18 protein-coding genes are annotated in these 22,638 nt (G+C 43.6%); 15 read left to right on the plus strand and 3 right to left on the minus strand.

Going from position 1 to position 22,638, the window contains the following annotated elements; translation table 11 throughout:
- Window positions 1–44 precede the first annotated feature (44 nt).
- Window positions 45–1,310 (minus strand): ATP-binding protein, encoded by a 1,266-nt coding sequence (locus NQ550_RS00630; RefSeq protein ID WP_025580672.1) that lies wholly within the window; start codon window positions 1,308–1,310, stop codon window positions 45–47.
- 381 nt (window positions 1,311–1,691) lie between these two features.
- Here NQ550_RS00630 and NQ550_RS00635 point away from each other — a divergent pair, with 381 nt between their 5' ends.
- Entirely contained in the window at window positions 1,692–3,197 is a 1,506-nt protein-coding gene (locus NQ550_RS00635) for a recombinase family protein (protein ID WP_025580671.1), read from the plus strand.
- A 57-nt stretch (window positions 3,198–3,254) separates the two neighbouring features.
- Here NQ550_RS00635 and NQ550_RS00640 read toward each other — a convergent pair whose 3' ends face one another.
- Window positions 3,255–4,001 carry a lysophospholipid acyltransferase family protein gene (locus NQ550_RS00640; protein ID WP_025580669.1) on the minus strand — a complete coding sequence of 249 codons (747 nt, stop codon included), beginning with the start codon at window positions 3,999–4,001 and terminating at the stop codon, window positions 3,255–3,257.
- A gap of 253 nt (window positions 4,002–4,254) precedes the next feature.
- On the opposite strand from NQ550_RS00640, the gene NQ550_RS00645 reads away from it, so the two are divergent.
- From NQ550_RS00645 to NQ550_RS00685, 9 genes are all read left to right on the plus strand, one after another.
- Window positions 4,255–4,677 (plus strand): protease complex subunit PrcB family protein, encoded by a 423-nt coding sequence (locus NQ550_RS00645; protein WP_025580668.1) that lies wholly within the window; start codon window positions 4,255–4,257, stop codon window positions 4,675–4,677.
- 22 nt (window positions 4,678–4,699) lie between these two features.
- Window positions 4,700–6,250, plus strand: a complete 1,551-nt coding sequence (locus tag NQ550_RS00650; RefSeq protein WP_025580667.1) for a DUF3794 and LysM peptidoglycan-binding domain-containing protein — start codon at window positions 4,700–4,702, stop codon at window positions 6,248–6,250.
- A gap of 159 nt (window positions 6,251–6,409) precedes the next feature.
- Window positions 6,410–7,288 carry a 4-(cytidine 5'-diphospho)-2-C-methyl-D-erythritol kinase gene (ispE, locus tag NQ550_RS00655; RefSeq protein WP_022379930.1) on the plus strand — a complete coding sequence of 293 codons (879 nt, stop codon included), beginning with the start codon at window positions 6,410–6,412 and terminating at the stop codon, window positions 7,286–7,288.
- Window positions 7,278–7,997: a GntR family transcriptional regulator gene (locus tag NQ550_RS00660; RefSeq protein ID WP_008707732.1), complete on the plus strand. Its 720-nt coding sequence runs from the start codon at window positions 7,278–7,280 to the stop codon at window positions 7,995–7,997. The genes ispE and NQ550_RS00660 overlap by 11 nt, the downstream gene beginning before the upstream one ends.
- Window positions 7,998–8,173: 176 nt before the next feature.
- Complete coding sequence (locus NQ550_RS00665; protein ID WP_025580665.1) at window positions 8,174–9,667, plus strand: spore germination protein; 1,494 nt, start codon at window positions 8,174–8,176, stop codon at window positions 9,665–9,667.
- On the plus strand, window positions 9,664–11,349 hold the full coding sequence (locus NQ550_RS00670; RefSeq protein ID WP_025580663.1) for a GerAB/ArcD/ProY family transporter: 1,686 nt from the start codon (window positions 9,664–9,666) through the stop codon (window positions 11,347–11,349). Before NQ550_RS00665 ends, NQ550_RS00670 begins: the two co-directional genes overlap by 4 nt.
- 130 nt (window positions 11,350–11,479) lie before the next feature.
- Window positions 11,480–11,755, plus strand: coding sequence for a hypothetical protein (locus NQ550_RS00675; protein WP_008707729.1), 276 nt, complete (start codon window positions 11,480–11,482; stop codon window positions 11,753–11,755).
- 42 nt (window positions 11,756–11,797) lie between these two features.
- Complete coding sequence (gene murI / locus NQ550_RS00680) at window positions 11,798–12,619, plus strand: glutamate racemase (RefSeq protein WP_008707727.1); 822 nt, start codon at window positions 11,798–11,800, stop codon at window positions 12,617–12,619.
- 81 nt (window positions 12,620–12,700) lie between these two features.
- Window positions 12,701–13,147 (plus strand): YwiB family protein, encoded by a 447-nt coding sequence (locus NQ550_RS00685; protein WP_020993305.1) that lies wholly within the window; start codon window positions 12,701–12,703, stop codon window positions 13,145–13,147.
- 123 nt (window positions 13,148–13,270) lie between these two features.
- Here NQ550_RS00685 and NQ550_RS00690 read toward each other — a convergent pair whose 3' ends face one another.
- On the minus strand, window positions 13,271–13,726 hold the full coding sequence (locus tag NQ550_RS00690; RefSeq protein ID WP_022379933.1) for a hypothetical protein: 456 nt from the start codon (window positions 13,724–13,726) through the stop codon (window positions 13,271–13,273).
- A gap of 349 nt (window positions 13,727–14,075) precedes the next feature.
- On the opposite strand from NQ550_RS00690, the gene NQ550_RS00695 reads away from it, so the two are divergent.
- The 5 genes from NQ550_RS00695 to glgB all read left to right on the plus strand — a co-directional run bounded on the left by NQ550_RS00695 (window position 14,076) and on the right by glgB (window position 22,428).
- Window positions 14,076–15,869, plus strand: a complete 1,794-nt coding sequence (locus tag NQ550_RS00695; protein WP_306452292.1) for a polysaccharide deacetylase family protein — start codon at window positions 14,076–14,078, stop codon at window positions 15,867–15,869.
- A gap of 36 nt (window positions 15,870–15,905) precedes the next feature.
- A complete protein-coding gene (locus tag NQ550_RS00700) occupies window positions 15,906–17,360 on the plus strand; it encodes a polysaccharide deacetylase family protein (protein WP_025580417.1) in 1,455 nt (484 codons plus the stop codon).
- 18 nt (window positions 17,361–17,378) lie between these two features.
- On the plus strand, window positions 17,379–18,659 hold the full coding sequence (tig, locus tag NQ550_RS00705; protein ID WP_025580416.1) for a trigger factor: 1,281 nt from the start codon (window positions 17,379–17,381) through the stop codon (window positions 18,657–18,659).
- Between the two features lie 143 nt (window positions 18,660–18,802).
- Window positions 18,803–20,128 carry a polysaccharide deacetylase family protein gene (locus NQ550_RS00710; RefSeq protein WP_243881478.1) on the plus strand — a complete coding sequence of 442 codons (1,326 nt, stop codon included), beginning with the start codon at window positions 18,803–18,805 and terminating at the stop codon, window positions 20,126–20,128.
- A gap of 413 nt (window positions 20,129–20,541) precedes the next feature.
- Window positions 20,542–22,428, plus strand: coding sequence for a 1,4-alpha-glucan branching protein GlgB (glgB, locus tag NQ550_RS00715; RefSeq protein WP_025580413.1), 1,887 nt, complete (start codon window positions 20,542–20,544; stop codon window positions 22,426–22,428).
- Window positions 22,429–22,638 lie beyond the last annotated feature (210 nt).

Genomic DNA, 22,638 nt, shown 5'->3' on the forward strand with positions numbered 1-22,638 from the left:
ACTACCGGCCGGAGTCTGCTTTTGCCGGTTGTATCTGCCACGTTCTATATGCAAAATACCGCATATAAAGGCACGATTCGATAAGCTTCTTTTTGCCTGAAGTCTTCGGCAGAGATTAAATACATTTGCGTGGGTGCAGGAGAGAGAGAAGATTTATTCAGCTGCATAAGGTTCCTGCATTTCTGATGTGGGGTGGTGCGGTAGTCTATGGCAATAAAATGACTGTTTTTGGACAGTAAAAAGGGAACTTCCGCCTGGTTGCCGCTGGACCAGTAGGAGAGGGTATAGCCATTCCGGATAAAGTGCTGTGCCAGAAAGGTTTCGATACAGGCTGTACCGGCGGTGGTTTCTTCTCCTGACAGAAGCTGGAAGGCAGGGATTTTCAGTATACATGAGCATAATCCGGTGTCAACAGGATACAGATGTAAGGAGGTTTCCGAAGGTTTACTGCAGACAGCTGTCTGGCAGGGAATGGCAAGTCCGGTGCTGATCAGCCACTGCAGGGGTTCATGATAGACTTTGGCAGTAGCACCTTTTGCAATGCGGGTGTACTGGAATTTACGGCTGGTTCTGCCGAGTTGTGCAGGGATCGAGAGCCAGGCATTGCGGCAGTGGCGGGCGGTTCCTTTTGGAGCCAGGGCAGTAATATCGCTGAGAAAAAGATTAAGGAGCTTTTGCTGGGTGTCAGGTACCAGCAGGAGCTTCTTTTCTTTTTTGTATTCCATAATGGCAGCAGGCATTCCGCCGATAATCAGATAGAGACGGAACTGTGACAGGGCTTTTTCGTGGAGTTTCTTTCCCATTGGGCTGAAATCGGAGAAATGATTGCGGATTTCTCTTGTAAGGGCAAACTCAGCATTGGCCCACAGAAATTCTTCAAAATCCAGTGGATACAGAGTCAGGATATCAAAGTCGTGGACGGAGAAAGAATCAGAGTTAACCACACCTTTATAGATAGAGGCAATGTGATATTGTGGAAAGTCCAGGGCAATAGAGGTAAGAAGTGTGGAAATCTGAGGAATGCACTGGATATTGTCAAGAATCAGAAGGGAAGAGGCAGGGCGCAGTGGTTTTCCTGCACAGGTTTCCAGAAAAAGCAGTACTTCCTGTGGATCATGTGGAACAGACAGATAGTCTGTAGCAGAGCGGTCTGTTTCCAGATTGATGTAGAGTGTATGTTCGTATTGCTTATTTCCGAAGTCCATAAGTAGCCAGGTCTTGCCTGTCTGGCGAAGCCCCTGAAGGATTAAAGGTTTGCGGCCGGGATTTTTTTTCCAGTATATCAGGGAATCGGTACATTTTCTTCTCATATGGGAAATCTCCTTTTAGTCGGTGACACAGGTATAGAGTGAACGGTAACGGTACAGGACAGTTATAAATGATCAGCAGAGGAACGAGTTGATTGTAGAGGAATATTTATGACATCATTATACAATGAAACTGTCGGAAAAATCTATACATAAAGATAGAAAAAAGTCGATTTACACATTTTTAAATATTTGTTATCGTAATTGTATAGACAAAATGTAATCGCTCAGGTTTTTCTTCCCGGAGGAGGAATTGTTGAATGGTTACAGTGCCGGTTACTGTTTATTCTGTGCATTGCAAGACGTGTTGCGGAATGCAGGGTGAACGGTAACAACATTGCCCGGCAAAACAACAATTATTTCATTTCACAAAGGAGGACCCCTATGAAGAGAATCAATGCAATCTACGCAAGGCAGTCAGTGGACAGAGCAGATAGTATTTCTATTGAAAGTCAGATCGAGTTCTGCAAGTACGAGTTAAAAGGTGGAAGTTTCAAAGAGTACAAGGATAAGGGTTACAGCGGCAAGAATACAGTCAGACCACAGCTTCAGCAGCTTCTGACAGATATCCGCAGAGGGGAAGTGGAGAAAGTGATCGTGTATAAGCTGGATCGGATCAGCCGTTCTATTCTGGATTTTTCCAATATGATGAATCTGTTTCAGCAGTATCAGGTGGAATTTGTCTCTTCTACAGAGAAATTTGATACTTCGACACCTATGGGACGGGCAATGTTAAATATCTGCATTGTGTTTGCGCAACTGGAACGTGAGACTATTCAGAAGCGTGTCAGCGACGCATATTATTCCAGAAGTCAGAAAGGTTTTCGAATGGGCGGCAAGCCTCCTTATGGTTATCGGCTAGAGGAGATCCTGATGGAAGGAATCCATACAAAGAAGCTTGTGGAAGAACCCGGGGAAGCGGCAATTGTGCGGGAAATTTTTGATATGTACGAACAACCGGACACTTCTTATGGGGATATCACCAGATATTATGCGGAAAAGGGAGTGCAGTTCTACGGAAAGGAACTGATACGTTCCATGCTGGCCCAGCTTTTGAGAAATCCGGTATATGTGCGGGCTGATATGGATGTGTACCGTTTTTTCAGGAGCCATGGAACCAATATAGTAAGCAGTCCGGAGCAGTTTGACGGGATTCATGGATGTTATCTTTATCAGGGGCGGGATGCGCAGACAGATAAGCTGCAGAATCTTAAGGGACATATGCTGGTGGTGGCACCTCATGAGGGGCTTGTGTCTTCGGAGCAGTGGCTGAACTGCAGGATCAAGCTTATGAGAAATAAAACGATTCAGGCCAACCGAAAAGCTGTGAATACATGGCTGGCAGGGAAAGTGAAATGTGGCAATTGCGGATACGCACTTATGAGTATTAAAATACAGTCCGGTAAACAGTACCTGAGATGTACGAAGCGTCTGAACAACAAAGCCTGCCCGGGGTGCGGGAAGGTTTATACTGAAGATGTGGAGAATTATGTATATAAAGAGATGGTACGTAAGCTGCGCGAAGGACAGTCTCCTGCCGCTTATACGAAGTTAAAGGAAAATCCGCAGGTAAAGCAGATTTACAGGGAGATTGAGGAAATGGAAAAGGAGATTTCTCTGCTTGTGGATTCTCTGGCAGGTGCCGGAGAAACACTGACAGATTATATCAATCAGAGAGTGGAAGAAATAGACCAGATGCATCAGTTAAAGCTGGAGAAATTATCGGTGCTTGCGGAGAATCATGCGACACCGGAGCAGATGGAAAAGGTAGCATCTAATATAAGTCTGTGGGGAGAGATTGATTTTGAGGAGAAGAGGTTTACAGTTGATAAGATGATCAGGTCACTTAAGGTATTTCCCGGATCAGTCCAGATACAATGGAAATTCTGATATATAACAGTCCGGCAGAGCGTAAATTTTTGTCTTTACGCTCTGGTGATGGTCTTATTATTTTTCGGTCAGTGGTTTGTTCTTTATAAGCATTTTGCGAATTACGTTTTGCGTATATTCTCCGACATGCCTCTTATCTTCTTTGCTCAGTTCATCCGGATAGATCGGCTTACCGTATTCTACTACAACTCTTGCAGGAGATATCTTCGGGAAGTGTGCCTCGAAAATGTTGGCTGAATTGCTGATCGCAATTGGGATGATCGGGCATTTGGCCTTGGTAGCGATTTTGAAGCTTCCTTCATGGAAGGGAAGCATGTCCAGCTCATCTTTATTTCTGTTTCGGGTTCCTTCCGGGAAAATACAGATGGAAATTCCGGATTTTACTTTGTCTACTGCGGTCAGGATCGTTTTGAGTCCCTGTTTGATGTCTTTCCTGTCAAGGAAGAGACAGTGGAGATAACGCATCCATGTGGAAAGAAGAGGGATTTTCTCCATCTCTTTTTTGGCAATGTAGCCTGTACGGATCGGACAGCGGGAGTAAGTAAGAAGTATGTCGAAGTAGCTTCTGTGGTTGCCGATATAAAGTACAGGTGTGTCCTTTGGCACATTTTCTTCTCCGATCACAGTAATTTTTGCACCGGTGATCTTAAGGATAAATCGGAATACTGCCTGGATGATCCTAAGGGAGCTGATATCCTTTTTTTCAGGAGAAAATCTGCCGATGATCCATTCGACCAGCAGGATGGGGATGGACAGGATCAGGTATCCGATCACAACAATACAGACGAGGATAAATCGTATCATTCGTTAATTCCTTTCCGGGCATTATATAATGCTGATGCCCATATATAAGTATAGAAGTTATTATAAGGAATTATGAGATATCCTGCAAGAAATAAATTATGGTATAACGATTTTTTGGCGTTAAATAAATCATTCCGGACGGGATTCTTTCCTGCAGAAAAGCAGTTACTGTCAGATATATAGCATAGAGTATGGTAATAACAGGGCTGTATCCGGCATAGAATATTTAGCGAAGAATGAGCAGGGGTGCATTATGGGCAAAAGGACAGGAGGACTGCTCTGTGTGTTGCTGTTGGCTCTTTTGCCGGCGGGCTGTCAGTTTATCAGGATTGAGGAGGGCGAACGTACACCTCTGGAATATACGATCGTAAAGCAGGAGGAAATTCCGGAAGAGATTTCAGAACTGATGGAACAGAAGAAAAAGAATGTATTTCAGATGACTTATCAGGTGGGAGATATAAGATATCTGATGAAGGGATATGGAGAGCAGCTTACAGGAGGGTACAGTATTCAGGTGGAGGAGGTTTCCGAATCAGAGAACGCAGTATTCTGCAAGACAAGGCTGATAGGTCCGGAGAAAGCGGATGCAGGCAGTGAACCGTCTTATCCCTGTATTGTCCTGAAAATTAGAGAAACAGAGAAACCGATAGAATTTTTGGGTTTTATCATAAAGTAAACAGAGAAAGGAAGGAAGCAGGTTGGAATTAAAAAAAGAAAGTATTCAGATGCTGCGGATCAAAAACAAAGCGGCAGCGCAGGCGACTTTTGACGAGGACTATAATGTGCCCGATGTGAAACCGGATATCGGGAGACTGGTGCAGAGCAAAGCGGATGTTTCCATGGAGGAAGTGAGGCTGAGTGAAGGAAGAGCGCTTCTTAAAGGGACATTAAATGCAGATTTGCTTTATGTGGGGGAAAAAGAGGGCAGGATTTACAGCCTTTCTGCGAAGCTTCCGCTGGATGAGATGATTAATCTGGAGGGAATCGAAGGGGGAGATAAGCTGTGTCTGAAATGGGAGATTGAGGATCTCAGTGTTCATATGATCCATTCCAGAAAACTGAATATTAAAGCAATTGTAACTTTTTATGCAGTGGTAGATGAACTGGCAGTCGTTGAACTTCCGGTTTCCGCAGAGGATCAGGAAGTCTCTGTGAAAACGGAGAAAATCCGGCTTATGAGTCTTCGTGTACATAAAAAAGATACTCTGCGCATTAAGGATGATATTACTCTTGCGTCAAACAGACCGAATGTAGAAAACCTTCTGTGGTATATGGCTGAACCGAGGAATCTGGATCTGCGGCCGGGAGAGAACAAACTCCGGGTGAAAGGAGAGCTTGCAGTTTTTCTTCTGTATACAGGGTATGAAGAGGAGAATCCACCTCAGTGGCTGGAGTATACCATGCCTTTTTCCAATGAGATGGAATGCAGTGGCTGTATGGAAGATCTGATTCCACATATTGAGGTGTCTCTTCTTCATCAGGGGATAGAGGTAAAGCCTGATCCGGATGGTGAAGAACGTATCCTGCAGGTGGATGTGGTACTGGAATTAAATATGAAAATGTACAGGGAAGAGGAGCATGAACTTCTTCTTGATGCATACAGCCCACACAAAGAATGTGTTCTTCATCGGAAAAAGGAAATGTTGGAAAGTCTTCTGGTACGGAATTTTTCCAGGTGTCGTCTGACAGACCGGATAGAAGTTAAGGAGAGTCAGGGAAAAGTTTTGCAGCTTTGCCACAGCAGCGGTAAGGTAAAAGTAGATAAGACTAGGATTACGGATAAGGGAATTGTGGCAGAAGGAATTGTGGCACTCAAGATCCTGTATATTATTGGAAATGATGAAATGCCGTTTTATTCTATGGATGCCATGCTTCCGTTTACCCATCTGATCGAGGCAGAAGAGATCGGGAAGGATTGCACATATTTACTTCAGGCTGACCTTGAACAGCTTTCCACTGCAATGGCAGATGGGGATGAGATTGAAGTCAAGGCGGCGGTGGGACTGAATGTGCTTGTGTTCAGACAGTGGGAAGAGCAGCTTATTGAATCTGTGGAAGAACAGCCGCTGGATCGTAAGAAACTGGAAAGTATGCCGGGAATTACGGTCTATATTGTAAAGGCCGGAGATACTCTGTGGGATATTGCAAAGAAATTTTATACAACTGTGGATGAGATTTCGGGTGTGAACAGTCTTACGGAAAAAGAGGTAAAGCCGGGGCAGTCGTTAATTCTTGTCAGGCAGGGATGATAATGAAAAAAATTTCCGGAAAAAATGAAAACTCCTATATTGAAAACTAAAAAAAAATGATTTAAAATATGCGCAAAGAGTTTTATTGTATACAAAGTACAAATATAATTGCGAAAGTACAGTTATATACGGATGATATTGTTGGAAACGGAGGATTTTATGCGTTTACGTGCATTGGCGAAGATAAATCTGGGACTGGATATTCTCAGAAAGAGAGAGGATGGCTATCATGAAGTCCGGATGATCATGCAGACGATACAGATGTATGATGTTCTGGAGATGAAGAGGGTGAGGAAGCCGGGGATTTCCCTGTCTGTCAATTATTCCTATATTCCGAATGATGAACGAAATCTGGTGTATAAGGCGGCGAAGCTTCTGATGGATGAATTTCAGGTTAAGGGTGGTGTGGATATCCATCTTGAGAAATTTATTCCTGTGGCAGCAGGTATGGCAGGCGGAAGCTCGGATGCGGCAGCTGCACTGGTGGGGATCAACCGGCTTTTTAAACTGGGACTGAGCCAGAAGGAGCTGATGGATCGTGCTGTGAATATCGGGGCAGATGTTCCGTACTGTGTGATGAGAGGAACTGCCCTGGCAGAGGGGATCGGGGAGAAACTGACCAGGATCACTCAGGTGCCGGACTGTTTTGTACTGATCGGTAAGCCCGGAATCAATGTTTCCACCAAAGCTGCCTATGAGAGCCTTCAGCTGGATAAGATTTCTTCTCATCCGGATATTGACGGGATGATAGGAGATATAGAACGTGGAGATCTTCTGGCAATGACACAGAAGATGGGAAATGTTTTTGAGCCGGGAATTATAGAGAAATATCCTGTAATTGGCGAAATCAAAGCACTGATGGAGAGTCATGGTGCGTTAAAGGCGATGATGAGCGGAAGTGGTCCTACAGTGTTCGGAATCTTTGATGATCGTGAGAAGATGGAGGCGGCAGCAGAGGTTCTCAGAGAGAGCCGGCTGGCGAAGACGGTTTTTGCCACAGAAGTAACGAAAGCAGGAGGGAATACAAATGACAAGTGATTTTTCAGTAAATATGAATGAATATCTTCCATTAAGGGATGTGGTTTTTAATACGCTGCGTCAGGCAATCCTGAAGGGCGAACTGAAACCTGGTGAGAGACTGATGGAGATTGCGTTGGCAGAGAGACTTGGCGTGAGCAGAACTCCTATCAGAGAGGCAATGCGTAAGCTGGAGCAGGAAGGTCTGGTAGTGATGATCCCAAGACGTGGTGCCCAGGTTGCCAATATCACAGAGAAGGATCTGAATGATGTTCTGGAGGTCCGTATTGCTCTTGAGAATGTGGCTATTGAGAAAGCATGTGCCCGTATGACTGAAGAAGAAATGAGGAGACTCTGGCTTGCTGCCAAGGAGTTTGAACATACGATCGCAGAGGGAAATCTTGTTAAGCTTGCGGAGGCTGACGTTGCATTTCATGAGGTCATTTATCAGGCTTCTGATAATAAGAGACTGATCCAGGTGCTCAACAATATGCGTGAGCAGATTTATCGTTATCGTGTAGAATATCTGAAAGAAGGTGAAACACGAGATGTTCTGGTGAAGGAACATGAGGAACTGACAAAGGCGATCAGAGAGCGCGACGTGGAACGCGCGAAACAGCTTTCTTTCCAGCATATCGAGAATCAGAGAATGGCTATCATGCGTTCTATTGAGGCTGAGGATGCAGAACGTGAACGTGCAGAGAAAGAGAAATCCAGGGGACACAGATAAGAATGGTATAATATCTGAATATCGGGAAATTCTAAGAGAGGCGGGATGCCTCTCTTTTTTTGCGCATCTATGTGTGTATAAGTGAGTTTAGGAATATTGCCGACTGGCAACAGATCTGTCTGGTACATCGAAAACGATGTACCGGTATGAAACGAGGTGGGAAATTATTGAAGAAATTGGAAGAATCCCGGAAAGTATCTGCAAATCTGAGGGAGAATGAGAAATATCTGCGAAGCAGGCTGGAAAATTGCAGTGATATTCTGATCCGTCCCATGCGGCTGGGAGATAAACATAAGGTGGACTGCCTTATGGTCTATATAGAAGTTGCGGTTTCCAATATGATGCTGGATGATTCTGCTCTTGGAAAGATGATCAATCATTTCTGGGAGATTTCGCCGGAGGATATTCAGGAATTTGTCAGGCATAACAGTCTTGGAATCGCAGATGTAAAGAAACTGGAGAATCTTGACGAGTCCATAGATGCCATGCTTGCAGGGAATGCAGTGTTTTTCATAGATGGATATGACAAGGCGATGAAAATCTCCAGCAAAGGTTATCCATCCACAGGTGTGATGGAGGCAGAATCGGAAAAGGTGCTGCGGGGTTCCAGGGAAGGATTTTCGGACAGTGTGAAAAGTAACAGTGCACTGGTAAGAAAAAGGCTTCGTGATACCAGACTCAAGGTGGAAGAATATAAAATCGGTGTGCGCTCTCATACCTTAACGCAGGTGTTATACATGGATGACCTGGTACATGAGGGACTTCTGGAAGAAGTGAAGGAACGGCTGGAAGAATTTCAGATTGACGGAATCCTTGACAGCGGTATGCTTGAACAGCTGACAGAAGATGTGTGGTATTCTCCTTTTCCTCAGTATCAGACAACGGAACGTCCGGATCGTGCTGTGCAGGAAATCCTGAAAGGTAAGGTTGTGATTCTGTGTGATAATTCTCCGGAAGCATTGATCCTTCCGGGAAATTTCAGCAGTTTCATGGAGAGCAGCGAGGACTGGTATCACAGGTTCGAGATGGCTTCCTTTCTCAGAATACTGCGATATCTGGCTGTGATCATGGCGACCGTTCTGCCGGGACTTTATCTGGCAGTGATACGTTTCCATACACAGATTCTGCCATCTGCACTGATACTGTCTTTTGCGGAGGCGAGGGAAGGAGTGCCCTTTTCCAGTGTGGTGGAACTGATTTTTCTGGAACTGGCTTTTGAACTGATTCGGGAGGCTGGGGTGAGAGTTCCGGGATCTCTGGGAAATGCTATTGGCATTGTTGGCGGACTGGTGATCGGACAGGCAGCGGTAGAGGCAAATCTTGTGAGTCCGATCGTGGTGATGATCGTGGCGTTGACTGCGCTTGGCTCTATGACTGTTCCAAATGAAGAGTTTGCAGCAGCATTTCGGCTGGTGAAGTATGGGTTTCTGATCCTGGGAGGTTATCTGGGAATTTACGGAATCGTGCTGGGAGTATATCTGGTTATAGGGCACCTGGCAGGCCTGATAAGTTTTGGTATTCCTTACCTGGTTCCTTTTATAAAGAAAGAACAGAAGGGCAGCAGAGGAGAAGGGGTTCTGAGAGTTCCGCTGCGCAAGAGGGTATTACGACCGCTTTATGCAAGAGAGGAGCAGAAGATCCGTTTAAAGAGAAAGGAGTCCGGCTCATGAGATTTGCAGAGAATAACAGAATTTCCCACAGGCAGCTGTACAGGCAGATGATACTGGCATTACTGGCACCATTTATGCTCTGCGTTTTCGGAAAGGGTGGAATGAACGGAATCAGTGCAGTGGCGGGAATGATTTTTGCGCTGATATTGCTTGGGTTTTATGTAATCTGGCTGATACGGCTGACACCTTCATTTGAAGATCCGGTAAAGTCTGCAGGTGCTTTTGCGGGAAGGCTGATCGGGATTTTTTTTCTGATCTATGTGTTGATGGCGGGAGGATATCTGCTGGCACTTCTCAGGAGGCTGGTTCCTGCAAAGCTGATCACAGGAGTATCCGGCCGATGGATCGCATTCTGGGCGGTTCTGGTATGTTCTGTCGGAACCTGCAAAGGTGTACAGAGAAGAGGAAGAATGGCGGAAGTATCAGGTGGCCTGCTTCTTGGCGGGATTATGATAATGATGATACTTTGTGTGCCACAGGCAAAAACGGAATATCTTATGGGAGAAATCCGGTGGGAGGAGCTTACAGTGAGAAATGTCAGTCAGTCTTTTTATGGAACTCTGTGTGCTTTTTCGCCGGTTGCATTGCTGCCATTTCTGTTGGGAAATGTGGAGAAATACGGAAGTGCAGGAAAGACGGTGGCAGGAGGGATCCTGACACTTGGGGGGATTCTTATTGGAATGGAGCTTCTGCTTCCGGCAGTTCTGGGATATGACAGGGTAGCGGCGGAAAGTTATCCGGTCCTGCCTCTGCTGGCAGGCGCAGATCTTCCGGGAAATGTACTGGCCAGATTTGACATCCTGTGGATGGGATTTCTGCTTTACAGCCTGCTTTTTGCAATAGGGAGTCTGCTGTATTATGGAAATCAGATTATCGGGAAATCTCATCCTGGTAGGGGGAGGTTCTGGCTTCCGGCACTGGTTTTCCTGATTTCGCTTCTGGAAGAAGAGGGAAAAGGAATACTGGATTATTTTGGATGGTGTCTGGCGCATATTTTCGTCCCGGGAATTCTCATCTGCCAGTTTTATATGTTTATCAGAGGAAAGGGACACCGCAGGAAGCAGAGGAAAAGGGCAGTCGGTGTGGTGACCGGGATTTTGTCAGTCAGTCTTTTTATGAGCGGATGTGGTGTGGCTGTGGAACCGGAGAAGAGAATGTATCCTATGGCACTTGGCGTGGATGCCTCAGAAGAAGGAATCTGTCTTACCTATGGGATGCCGGATCTTTCTGAGAGTACGGGGCAGGGAAAAGAGGAAGAAGATGGCGGTTCCCGGGTTCTGCAGATCAGTGGTGCTGATTTCACCCGGATTGAAAAAATGTATGATCAGTCACAGGAAAAACTTCTTGATATGGGGCATCTGCAGGTTCTGGTCATGGGGAGGACACTGGTGGAGGACGGAAGATGGAGAATGGTGCTGGATTATCTGAAACAGGAGATTTTTGTGGGGGAAGATCTTTATGTGTTTGAAGCGGAGGACGCAGGGGAGATCCTGAACTGGCATGGGGAGGATAATTCATCAGCAGGAGAATATATTACAGGACTGATCCGAAACAGAATGTCAGGAGGAAATATTACGGCTGTGACACTCAGAGAGCTTTTCTATGAAAAATATAAAGAAGATAAAATCCTGCGACTTCCGATTGTGAAGATCAGAAATGGAAGTCTGGAAGTGGAAGTATAAATCAGGAAAATATTGGCATAATCCAAATATTAAAGTGCTGCCTGAAAATTCCATATAAAATAAGAAAATATATAGGAAAATAACAAAGGCAGATATGGTAACTGATAAGATATAACAGGAGAGAGGGACAATGATGAATAAAAAGAGTAAGAACAAAAAATTAAGAAGAAAACTGTCGTTTGTTCTGTTCGTGGCAGCTGTTGGTGTTCTTATGATGAGAGCAATGCCGGGAATGTCCGGGAAGATAGCAAAAATCGCTGAAAGACGACAGGAACAGACTGCAGTTACTGCATGGTGGGGGACATTGTACCCGAAATTCTGCTTCTCGCAGTTCCCTGAGGAAAATAAAGGACAGAAAGATGACATAAAGATATCCTTCTGGCTTGCACAGGCTCTTGATTGGTGATAGAATAATGAGACAATCAATAGAGATGGAGAATAGAAATCAATGAAAATAGACAGAGAGGCACCGATAGGAGTATTTGATTCCGGTGTGGGAGGGCTGACTGTTGCGCGTGAGATCATGCGTAATCTTCCTTCAGAAAAAATCGTATATTTTGGTGATACGGCGAGAGTGCCTTACGGAAGTAAATCGAAAGAAACTATCATCCGGTATTCCCGGCAGATCATTCGTTTTCTTCAGCAGCAGCAGGTAAAGGCGATTGTGGTTGCATGTAATACAGCCAGCGCTTTTGCCCTGGATGCAGTGAGGGATGAGTTTGACATTCCCATCATTGGCGTGATAGAACCGGGTGCGAAGGTGGCGGCTGCCCAGACCAGAAATAAGAGGGTAGGAATCATTGGTACTGTGGGAACTGTAGGAAGTGGGATACATGCAGAGTATCTGAAGCATTTGGATCCGGAGATCACTGTTTTCGGCAAAGCATGTCCGCTGTTTGTGCCACTGGTAGAAGAAGGGTGGCTTCATGATCCGGTGACTGATGAGGTCGCTGCCAGATATCTGAAAGAACTTCAGGATAAGCAGGTGGATACACTGATATTGGGATGTACTCATTATCCATTGCTTCGTTCCACCATCAGAAAGATCATGGGAGACGGAGTATGTCTGGTGAATCCGGCTTATGAAACCGCACTGGAGCTGGGAAGGCTTCTGGAGGAAAAAGGACTTGCCGGTGAAGGTACAGAGAAGAATGAATTTCCGTATCGCTTCTATGTGAGTGATCTGGCAGATGAGTTTAAGGCATTTGCCAATTCGATTCTTCCATATGATGTGGAGATGACGAAAAAAATAGATATTGAGAAGTATTAAAAACAGCAGATTGCTGAATGGTTATAATATAGATACATAAAAACAGGTTTTGAACAGTATAAAAACAGGAGTATGAGAAGAATGGATAAAGAAGTGCTGATTCATGTAAGGGGACTTCAGACAATGGATGCAGACGGTGAACAGGAACCTCTGGAGATTGTTGTACCGGGACAGTATTATTTCCGGAACGGAAGTCATTATCTGCGCTATGAGGAAGTCATGGAGGATTTTGCAGAACCTACCGTCAATTACATAAAAATTTCCCGGAAGGGAATGGAGGTCCGCAAGAAAGGTGTGGTCAATGTTCATATGGTTTTTGAACAGGGTAAGAAGAATATGACTTACTATACCACTCCCTATGGAACTATTGAAATGGGGATTGCGGCGACGAATCTGAATCTGCAGGAGAGTGATGGCGGTCTTGATATGAAAGTGGATTATGCGCTTGATATGAACCAGGAGCATGTGGCAGACTGTTATCTTGCGATTAAGGCACAGCCAAAGGACTGTAAGAATTTTACAATTTGATCAGATCTGGTAAGTTCTCTGCTTCGCTGCAGATATCTGTCTGATCCAAACAGAAAAAGGTCAGTGATCTGTGTGTATGGATGACACGATTCACTGACCTTTAGTTTATATGTCTGACTGCATTTATCTGGCAGTTTTGTCTTTCTTGAATTTTGCAAAGAAACCTTTCTTTTTGGGAGCCGGTGTCTGAAGGGAACCGCGGATTCCTTTTACGCCTACAATATAAAGACCGCTTACTTCGGCTTTGATTTCTTTCTTAAGCGGGATCAGGTCGAAAACCTTCTCATCTGCGATCATAATCGCAATCTTTGGTCCGATTTTAGCTTTAACGATTGGAAGCTTGGAACGGCGCATAAGTTTAGGTGTCTGTTCAATTACCATCTGAGGAAGTCCGGATTCTTTCAGTGGCATCCTCTTTTTATCGATAACCAGCATGGAAACGGTTTGTTTAGTTGCTTCAATCTGAGCCTGCTGTTCTTCCTGTTTCTTCTGGGCTTTTTTTCCGAAGAAATATAAACCGATCAGTGCAGCGATCAGGATAACAAGAATGACCAGAAGGACTATTGTTACTGTACTCATTTGCATCCTCCCTAATGTATGTGTTTTCACAGGGACTGTTGGTACGGACAGTCCATTGCATAAAAATTATTTTATCATTAAATAAGGTAAAACGCAATTGCAAAAAAAGAATTAATGGATGGAAAGCGGTAGAAATTTACATTATGAAAGGTTATAATTGTAGCAAAACTGTAATGCGACAATATTTGCCGGAGCGAACAGTAATGGGAAATATGCGGAATAGTTAAAGACATTTTTACAGGATGGAATCATAATGTGTGGTTATAATATATGTAACGGGAATTGTGGAGTTATTTTGTGAAAGAATAATTTGTGAGTAAAAAACGGATATGATAAAAAGGAGAAAAGCATGAGCGAATTAAAGCCCGACTCTGAGAAGAAAGAGGAGCGACTTTCAGATAAGGAAAAAGTAAATACAGAAAAGACAAATGCAGAAGAACTAAATGCAGAAGAACTAAATGCAGAAAAACCAAATGCAGAAGAACCAAATGCAGAAGAACCAAATGCAGAAGAACCAAATGCAGAAGAACCAAATGCAGAAGAACCAAATGTAGAAAAACTAAATGAAGAAAAACCAAATACAGAAGAGATAAACGAAGAACCTCCGGCAGCAAGCGAGGACGAAGATTTCTTTTTTGATGATAATAAAGCTTATGAAGCCCGTAGGGCAGCCAGACTGGAACGCCGCAATAAACTTCGCCGCAGAAAAAAAAGACTGCGTATCGCAGTCTGCATAGTGGTGGCGGCAGCCGCTGCAATTGGGATTGGAATAGGATTTTACGGGGAAGAACTGCAGAATTTTGTCAGTGAGCAGCAGGTTAAGATTGCGCAGATGGTGAAATCTGCAGACAGGAAAACAGAAGAAGAAAAAACAGCTCAGCAGACAAATGCAGAGGCAGAAGCTGAGAATGCGGTGACACCTGAAGTTCAGGATACGGATGGACTGAGTGAAGAGGACAAAACTCTTTACAGGCAGGCAAAGTATGCTGCAAAACAGTATGATTATGATAAAGCAATAAGTATGCTGCAAAACAGTGAGACTTATCAGACAAGTGAGAAGTTTCAGCATGCGGTTAAGGTTTATCAGAAAAAGAAGGAATCCTGCGTTTCCTGGCCGTTAGACCAGGTAACACACGTCTTTTATCATACTCTGATCAAAGATACCGGTAAGGCTTTTGACGGGGATTACAAGTCAGGAGATTACGATCAGGTTATGACAACGATTGATGAATTTAACCAGATTACTCAGAGCATGTATGATAAGGGATATGTCATGGTCAGCATTTATGATATGGCGACAGCGGATGAAAATGGGAATATGAATGCAGGGGAGATTCTTCTTCCTCCGGGTAAAGTACCGTTTGTGCTTTCGCAGGACGATGTGTGTTATTATCACTATATGGACGGGGACGGATTTGCAACCAAACTTATCGTAGATGAGGAAGGAAAAATCCGCAATGAATATGTGGAAGATGATGGCAGTATTTCCGTAGGCGATTATGATATGGTTCCTCTGATCGATCGTTTTGTAGAGGAACATCCTGATTTTTCTTACAGAGGTGCTAAAGGAATTGTTGCCCTTACCGGTTACAATGGAATTCTTGGTTATCGCACAGACAGCAGTTATGAAACCCGTCCGGATGATCTGGATGCAGATAAAGTAAAATGGCTGGATGAGCATCCGGATTTTAATCTGAATACAGAGAGAGAAAATGCAGCCAGAGTAGCGCAGGCTATGAAAGATGAAGGCTGGCTGTTTGCAAGCCATACCTGGGGACATCAGAATGTAAGTCAGATCAGTCTGGAGAGATTACAGGCAGATACACAGAAGTTTAAAGAGAATGTTGATCCTCTGATAGGCGGAACAGATATTATTATTTTTGCATTTGGAGCAGATCTTACCAGTGTTGAAGATTATTCGGGGGAGAAGTTCGAATATCTTAAGAGCCAGGGCTATAATTATTACTGTAATGTGGATTCAAGCCAGTATTTTGTGCAGATCCGCAGTAATTATTTCCGGCAGGGAAGAAGAAATCTGGACGGATACAGAATGTACTATAATCCGGAACTTCTCTCAGATCTGTTTGATGCACAGTCTGTGTTTGATTCTTCCAGACCGGTGCCGGTTCCAACCATGGGGTGAGTATGATCTCTGTGCATAACTGAAAGGGGACAATATATGAGAAAAAGGATAGCATGTGTAACAGCAGCTATTTTGAGTATTTCGTTAGGAGTAAGCGGATGTGGGCTCATTCCGTTTGAACAGGATATTCCATTTCTGAGTTCCAGAGCTGAAAATGTGGAAACTGAGAAAAAAACAGAACAGCAGACAATTGATGAACAGGATGCTGATACAGAGAAAAGTACAGAAGATACACAGCAGGATGATGGTCTGAATGAGGGAGAGCAGACTGACAACGAAGATACAGAAGAGGCAGATGAGAAACAGGAAAATCCTATGGAGCAGGCAGCGCTTATGGCTGTACAGTATGATTATGATGGCGCCATAGAACTGCTTAAGAGTCAGCCGGATTACGAAAGTAATACGGATATGCAGAGTGCAGTTTCGGATTACGAAAATACGAAATCCACCTGTACAGAATATCCGCTGGAGCAGATCACGCATGTGTTCTTCCATACACTGATCAAAGACACTGCCAGAGCATTTGACGGGGATTCAGACACTAATGGATATAACCAGTATATGACAACAATTGATGAGTTTAACAAAATCATACAGAGTATGTATGATAAGGGATATGTCATGGTCAGTCCGCACGACATGGCGGTTATCAATGAGGACGGAACTATGTCCAGAGGCAGTATTATGCTGCCGCCGGGAAAAATTCCATTTGTGCTTTCTCAGGATGATGTAAGTTATTATCACTATATGGACGGAGATGGTTTCGCATCGAAACTTGTAGTGGATTCCAATGGTGAGGTTAAGAACGAATATATTGAGGATGACGGAAGTGTTTCCACAGGGGATTATGATATGGTTCCGCTGATCGATACTTTTGTAAAAGAACATCCGGATTTTTCCTATCATGGAAGAAAGGGAATCCTTGCAATGACAGGTTATGACGGTGTTCTGGGATATCGTACGGATATTGCATATAAGACCGGAAAAAAACTGCAGGATGATCAGAAAAAATTCCTGAAAGATCATCCGGATTTTAACTATAAGCAGGAAGTGAAAAATGCAAAAAAGGTAGCTAAGGCTATGAAGGCAGAAGGCTGGGAATTTGCAAGCCATACATGGGGACATAAGGATGTGGCTGCCACTTCTCTGGATGATCTGAAAAGAGATGATAAAAAATGGAAGAAATATGTGGCTCCCATACTTGGAGAAACAGATATGATCATTTTTGCATTTGGTGCGGATATCGGAAGCTGGGAAGGATATTCGGCAGACAATGAGAAATATGAGTTTTATAAGAGTCAGGGATACCGCTATTTCTGTAATGTAGATTCCAGTCAGTATTTTGTACAGATTACAGATGATTATTTTCGACAGGGAAGAAGAAATCTGGATGGATACAGAATGTATTATAATCCGGAAATGCTCAGTGATCTTTTTGATGTATCGGAAGTATGGGATTCTTCAAGACCAACTCCGGTACCTGGAATGTAGAAGGGAGTATTGATTATTATGAAGAAAAAAATATATCTTGCCATGCTTGCAGTTTGTTTTGCACTGACAGCATCTGCGTGTGGTGATGGCGGTGCTGTTATCACAGACGGTACAAAGACAGAAGGAGCTGCTGACGGGAAGAAAGCAGAGACAGGAACTACGCGTCTTGTTTCTGTTGAGAATGTAGAGAAATATATTACGATCGGAGAATATAAAGGACTGACTCTGGACAATACGGTGGATGCGATCACTGACGATGATGTACAGGCGCAGATCGATGAGGATCTGAAAGATAAGGCAGAACCTGTATCTGATGCAGCGAAAGAAGGGGATCTGGTGACTGTAAATTATACAGGCACTAAAGACGGACAGACTTTTGACGGTGGTACTGCCAATAACTATGACTTTGTGATCGGCGACGGACAGATGTTTGAGGAATTTGAAAATGGTGTGATCGGGATGAAAAAAGGTGACACAAAGGAGATTAAAATTGATTTTCCGTCAGACTATGCAGACGAAACTCTGGCAGGTAAGGAAGTTATATACAAGGTTACGGTGCAGAACGTGCGGCGTGAAGGAGAACTTACAGATGAATGGGTTGCAAAGAACACTGATTATACAACAGTAGATGATTATCGTGAGAGTATTCGCAGTGAACTTGAGAAAAACGCAAAGGAATCTGCGCAAGAGGTTCTTAAGAATACTGCATGGAGTACAGTGCTTGAGAACTCTGAAGTAAAAGAATACCCACAGGAAGATGTGGATAAGGCTGTTTCTGAATTTAAGAAGAGTATGGAAGTTTATGCAAAACAGGCCGACATGACTCTGGAAGAGTTTACAGACAGTCAGGGTATTTCGCAGGATGATTTTGATGAACAATGTCAGCAGTATGCAGAGGGTAAGGTTAAGCAGAACCTGATCGTGCAGGGGATTATGGATGCAGAGGGACTGTCACTTGACGACAAAGAGAGCCTTCAGCTGCAGGATAAACTGGTAGAACAGATGGGTGTTTCTAGTATTGCAGAGCTGGTTGGAACTTACGGACAGGATTATGTAGATGAATCAGTCGGACTTCTCAGAGTGGAGGAGTTCATTATAAAAAATGCGAGTGTGAGTGAGAAAGTCGCAAACGGTGATGTGCTGGCAGATGATGCAGATGCTGTGGCAGAAAATGCGGAACAGGACAGTGATCAGAATGTATCAGATGAAGATACTGATGATTCCGGACAGGACAATTCAGATGTAGATGAGAATCTGGAAGAGGAATTAGGTACGGAAGATGTTGATCAGAGTGAATAATTGGCATTGTATTTACCTGATAAATGAGTTATGATTATTGATAAAAGTGGATTACTCCGTACTGTGATGTACGCTGTCAGGGACTAATTAACAAAAAGAAGCGGGGAAAGGAAACCATGGATAAGAGGGTGTTGCGCGAAAGAATGCGCAGAAAAAAACGCCAGATGATGATCAGGCATTATACAAAGGTCGGACTTTGTGTCATTGGCATGATCCTGGCGGTGGTGTTTGTGGTGAGAGGAATTATTATTCCAATCGCACATCATGTAGCCGGAGGCGGAAGCAGTGATCAGACTGTACAGGCTCAGGCAGATACAGAGGAAGTTCAGGCAAATTCCGATGCTGCTGTGAGACAGCCATTGAAGGGTAAATCAGATACAGATAAGGTTGCCGCGATGACAGCCGGATGGCATGAGGATGCTAACGGAAAGTGGTATCAGAATACAGACGGTACATATTTTTCAAATGGATTTCAGGATATAGATGGTGTTACCTATTCTTTTGACGGAAACGGATATATACAGACAGGATGGGTAGAAAAGGGAGTGAAGGATTATTACTTTAATGAAGACGGATCTTATGATCCGAGTAAGGTACGTCCGATGCTGGCACTGACTTTTGATGATGGTCCGGGACAGTATACAGATGAATTACTGGATTGTCTGGAACAGAATAATGCTCATGCAACATTCTTTATGCTTGGTCAGAATGTCAGTTCATATCCGGATGCACCAAAACGTATGCTTGAACTTGGATGTGAGATTGGAAGTCATTCCTGGGATCATACACAGCTGACGAGAATTGATCTTGATGCAGTTGCAAAGCAGTTCTCTGATACAGATGACGCATTGATTCAGGCATGTGGCCAGGCTGCGAGTGTGGCACGTGCACCTTACGGTGATGGAAATTCAGATATTTATAATACTGTAAATAAGCCATTCTTTATGTGGTCGCTGGACACAGAAGACTGGAAACTTTTGGATGCAGATGCGGATTACAGTGCAGTAATGAATGGAGATCTGACAGATGGAACTATCATCCTGATGCATGATATTCATGAGCCATCTGTAAAGGCTGCTTTGAGACTGATACCGGATCTTATTGCACAGGGATATAAGCTTGTAACAGTAAGTGAGATGGCAGAAGCCAAGAATGTGACCTTACAGAATGCATGTTATGTGGATTTCTGGCCGAGCACACTCAGTAATGGAGGCGTGCCGGGATATCAGGGCGGTTCCGATGCGTCAGCTTCCACAGACGGAACAGATGGTACATCTGATGCAAGTGCAGACTCTTCTGACGGAAGCACAGATTCCTCAGATGGAAGTGGGGATTATTCGGATGGAAGTTCAGACGATGGAAGTTCGGATGATGGAAGTTCGGATGACGGAAGTTATGATGATGGAAGTTCAGATGATTCGGAAGATTACAGTGATGATTCTGTAGATTACGGAGATGGAACGGAATAAAAAACATATGCAATCCTGCAGTGTGGACCATACAGAAGAATTACGAATATACGAAAGAGCAAAGAAGAGAGCAATGGTACTTCTTTGCTCTTTATGTTTTTTACAAAAAACACATAAAATATATAAAAAAATTGTTAAATATACACATATTTTTAATTGACGTATGGAATGTCCGTTGGTATAATAAGGCTTATAGAATGACTAAAAGTCAGTTCGTATTCCTGATTGAACTTGCTGTAAGATAGTTACTGTTCATACGCCAAAATTCCATTGCCGCAGGCAATCTGGAATGAACTTTGGCTACGTTACTGAGAATGGAGTGAACAGTAACGTAAGATATCCTGTTACAGTATTATTTTATGGAATCAGTATCTGCAAAAAAGATAGAAACCGAAGTTAAGGGAGGACTCCAGATGGGTGTGAGTATGAAATTTACGGATTTGGATCAATATTTATTTGGACAGGGAACCAATTATGAAGTATATAAGAAACTGGGTGCCCATCCGACTACATACAGACGAAAAAAAGGTGTATATTTTGCGGTCTGGGCACCGAATGCACAGTCTGTTTCTGTAATCGGTGAATTTAATGACTGGGAGGAAGAAGCAAACCCGATGGAGAAGGTTGGGCCGATCGGTGTTTATGAAGTGTTTGTTCCGGGGGCAAAGATCGGACAGCTGTATAAATTCTTTATCGTGGGTGCGCATGGAGAGAAGCTATATAAAGCAGATCCTTATGCAAATGAAGCTGAACTCCGTCCGGGTACAGCCTCCAGGATCACAGATATCACAGACTATAAATGGAAGGATGCCACATGGATCAAGAACAGAGAGAAGTTTGATGAGCAGGTAGAGCCTATGGCAATCTATGAGGTTCATCCGGGTTCATGGAAGAAGCATCCGCAGTCAGAGGAAAATGAAAAAGGATTTTATAACTATAGAGAATTCGCACATGCCCTGGCAGCTTATGTGAAGGAAATGGGATATACCCATGTAGAGCTTATGGGAATCGCAGAGCATCCTTTTGACGGTTCCTGGGGATATCAGGTGACCGGATATTATGCACCGACTTCCAGATATGGAACGCCGCAGGATTTCAAGTATATGGTGGATTATTTACATCAAAATAAGATTGGAGTTATCCTTGACTGGGTACCTGCACATTTTCCGAAAGATGCCCATGGTCTTGCGAACTTTGACGGAACCGCAGTGTATGAGCACGCAGATCCGAGACAGGGAGAACATCCGGACTGGGGTACCAAGATTTATAATTACGGACGCCCGGAGGTTAAGAACTTCCTGATCGCAAATGCCCTTTACTGGGTGGAGGAGTGCCACGTAGACGGACTTCGTGTGGATGCTGTTGCTTCCATGCTTTATCTTGATTATGGTAAGAAGGATGGAGAATGGATCGCAAATAAATATGGCGGAAATCAGAATCTGGAGGCTATTGAATTCTTTAAGCATCTGAATACAGTAGTTCTTGGAAGGAATCATGGAACTGTGATGATCGCTGAGGAATCTACTGCATGGCCGATGGTTACAGGGGATGCAGAGAAGGACGGACTTGGTTTTAGTCTGAAGTGGAATATGGGATGGATGAATGACTTCCTGGAATATATGAAGCTGGATCCGTATTTCCGTAAATTTAATCATAATAAGATGACTTTCTCCATGTCATATGCATACAGTGAGAGATATGTATTAGTTCTTTCTCATGATGAGGTGGTTCATCTGAAATGCTCCATGATTGAGAAGATGCCGGGAGAGTTACCGGACAAATTCAGGAATTTAAAGGCTGCCTATTCATTTATGAACTGCCATCCGGGTAAGAAGCTTCTGTTCATGGGACAGGAATTCGGACAGCTTCGTGAATGGAGTGAGGAGAGAGAACTTGACTGGTTCCTTCTGAATGAAGAGCCACACAAGGAACTTCAGAATTATGTGCATGATCTCCTGACTATTTATAAGAAATATCCGGCACTTTATGCCGGTGATAATAATCCGGAAGGATTTGAGTGGATCAATGCGGATGACGGGGACAGAAGTATTTTCAGCTTTGTGAGAAAGTCTCCTACAAAGAGAAACAATATTCTTTACATAGTTAACTTTACACCTGTTGACCGTCCGGATTACAGGGTTGGTGTTCCGAAGAAAAAACAGTACAAGCTGATTATGGACGAGAATGGACTTCTGGAGCAGCCAAAGACATTTAAGGCAGTGAAACAGGAATGTGATAACAGAGAGTTTTCCTTCGCATATCCGTTGCCGGCTTATGGGGTTGCGATTTTTACATATTAATTTTGAGGGATGATTTCAGGGTATATGTGAATATCTGAGAGAATTATTGTCAGGGGTATGTTATTTATTTGACAATATTGCAGAGTAAGCATGATAATATATGAAAAATTCGTGAAATATAAATAATTGCTTTTGAAATTTATCTGCGTTATAATTATCGCGAACATAAGGAATAGAGAGAATAATGGTTTCCATGTTGAAAGGAGAATG

The sequence above is a fragment of the Blautia wexlerae DSM 19850 genome, assembly GCF_025148125.1.
In the GTDB taxonomy this organism is placed as follows: Bacteria; Bacillota; Clostridia; order Lachnospirales; family Lachnospiraceae; genus Blautia_A; species Blautia_A wexlerae.

Bases quoted from the DNA above. Each gene is read 5' to 3' on its own strand.
- NQ550_RS00645 (WP_025580668.1), top strand. From the start codon at position 4,255: ATGGGCAAAAGGACAGGAGGACTGCTCTGTGTGTTGCTGTTGGCTCTT.
- glgB (WP_025580413.1), top strand. From the start codon at position 20,542: ATGGGTGTGAGTATGAAATTTACGGATTTGGATCAATATTTATTTGGA.
- NQ550_RS00635 (WP_025580671.1), top strand. From the start codon at position 1,692: ATGAAGAGAATCAATGCAATCTACGCAAGGCAGTCAGTGGACAGAGCA.
- murI (WP_008707727.1), top strand. From the start codon at position 11,798: ATGAAAATAGACAGAGAGGCACCGATAGGAGTATTTGATTCCGGTGTG.
- NQ550_RS00670 (WP_025580663.1), top strand. From the start codon at position 9,664: ATGAGATTTGCAGAGAATAACAGAATTTCCCACAGGCAGCTGTACAGG.
- NQ550_RS00660 (WP_008707732.1), top strand. From the start codon at position 7,278: ATGACAAGTGATTTTTCAGTAAATATGAATGAATATCTTCCATTAAGG.
- NQ550_RS00695 (WP_306452292.1), top strand. From the start codon at position 14,076: ATGAGCGAATTAAAGCCCGACTCTGAGAAGAAAGAGGAGCGACTTTCA.
- NQ550_RS00690 (WP_022379933.1), bottom strand. From the start codon at position 13,726: ATGAGTACAGTAACAATAGTCCTTCTGGTCATTCTTGTTATCCTGATC.
- NQ550_RS00710 (WP_243881478.1), top strand. From the start codon at position 18,803: ATGCGCAGAAAAAAACGCCAGATGATGATCAGGCATTATACAAAGGTC.
- NQ550_RS00630 (WP_025580672.1), bottom strand. From the start codon at position 1,310: ATGAGAAGAAAATGTACCGATTCCCTGATATACTGGAAAAAAAATCCC.
- NQ550_RS00685 (WP_020993305.1), top strand. From the start codon at position 12,701: ATGGATAAAGAAGTGCTGATTCATGTAAGGGGACTTCAGACAATGGAT.
- tig (WP_025580416.1), top strand. From the start codon at position 17,379: ATGAAGAAAAAAATATATCTTGCCATGCTTGCAGTTTGTTTTGCACTG.
- NQ550_RS00675 (WP_008707729.1), top strand. From the start codon at position 11,480: ATGATGAATAAAAAGAGTAAGAACAAAAAATTAAGAAGAAAACTGTCG.
- ispE (WP_022379930.1), top strand. From the start codon at position 6,410: ATGCGTTTACGTGCATTGGCGAAGATAAATCTGGGACTGGATATTCTC.
- NQ550_RS00640 (WP_025580669.1), bottom strand. From the start codon at position 4,001: ATGATACGATTTATCCTCGTCTGTATTGTTGTGATCGGATACCTGATC.
- NQ550_RS00700 (WP_025580417.1), top strand. From the start codon at position 15,906: ATGAGAAAAAGGATAGCATGTGTAACAGCAGCTATTTTGAGTATTTCG.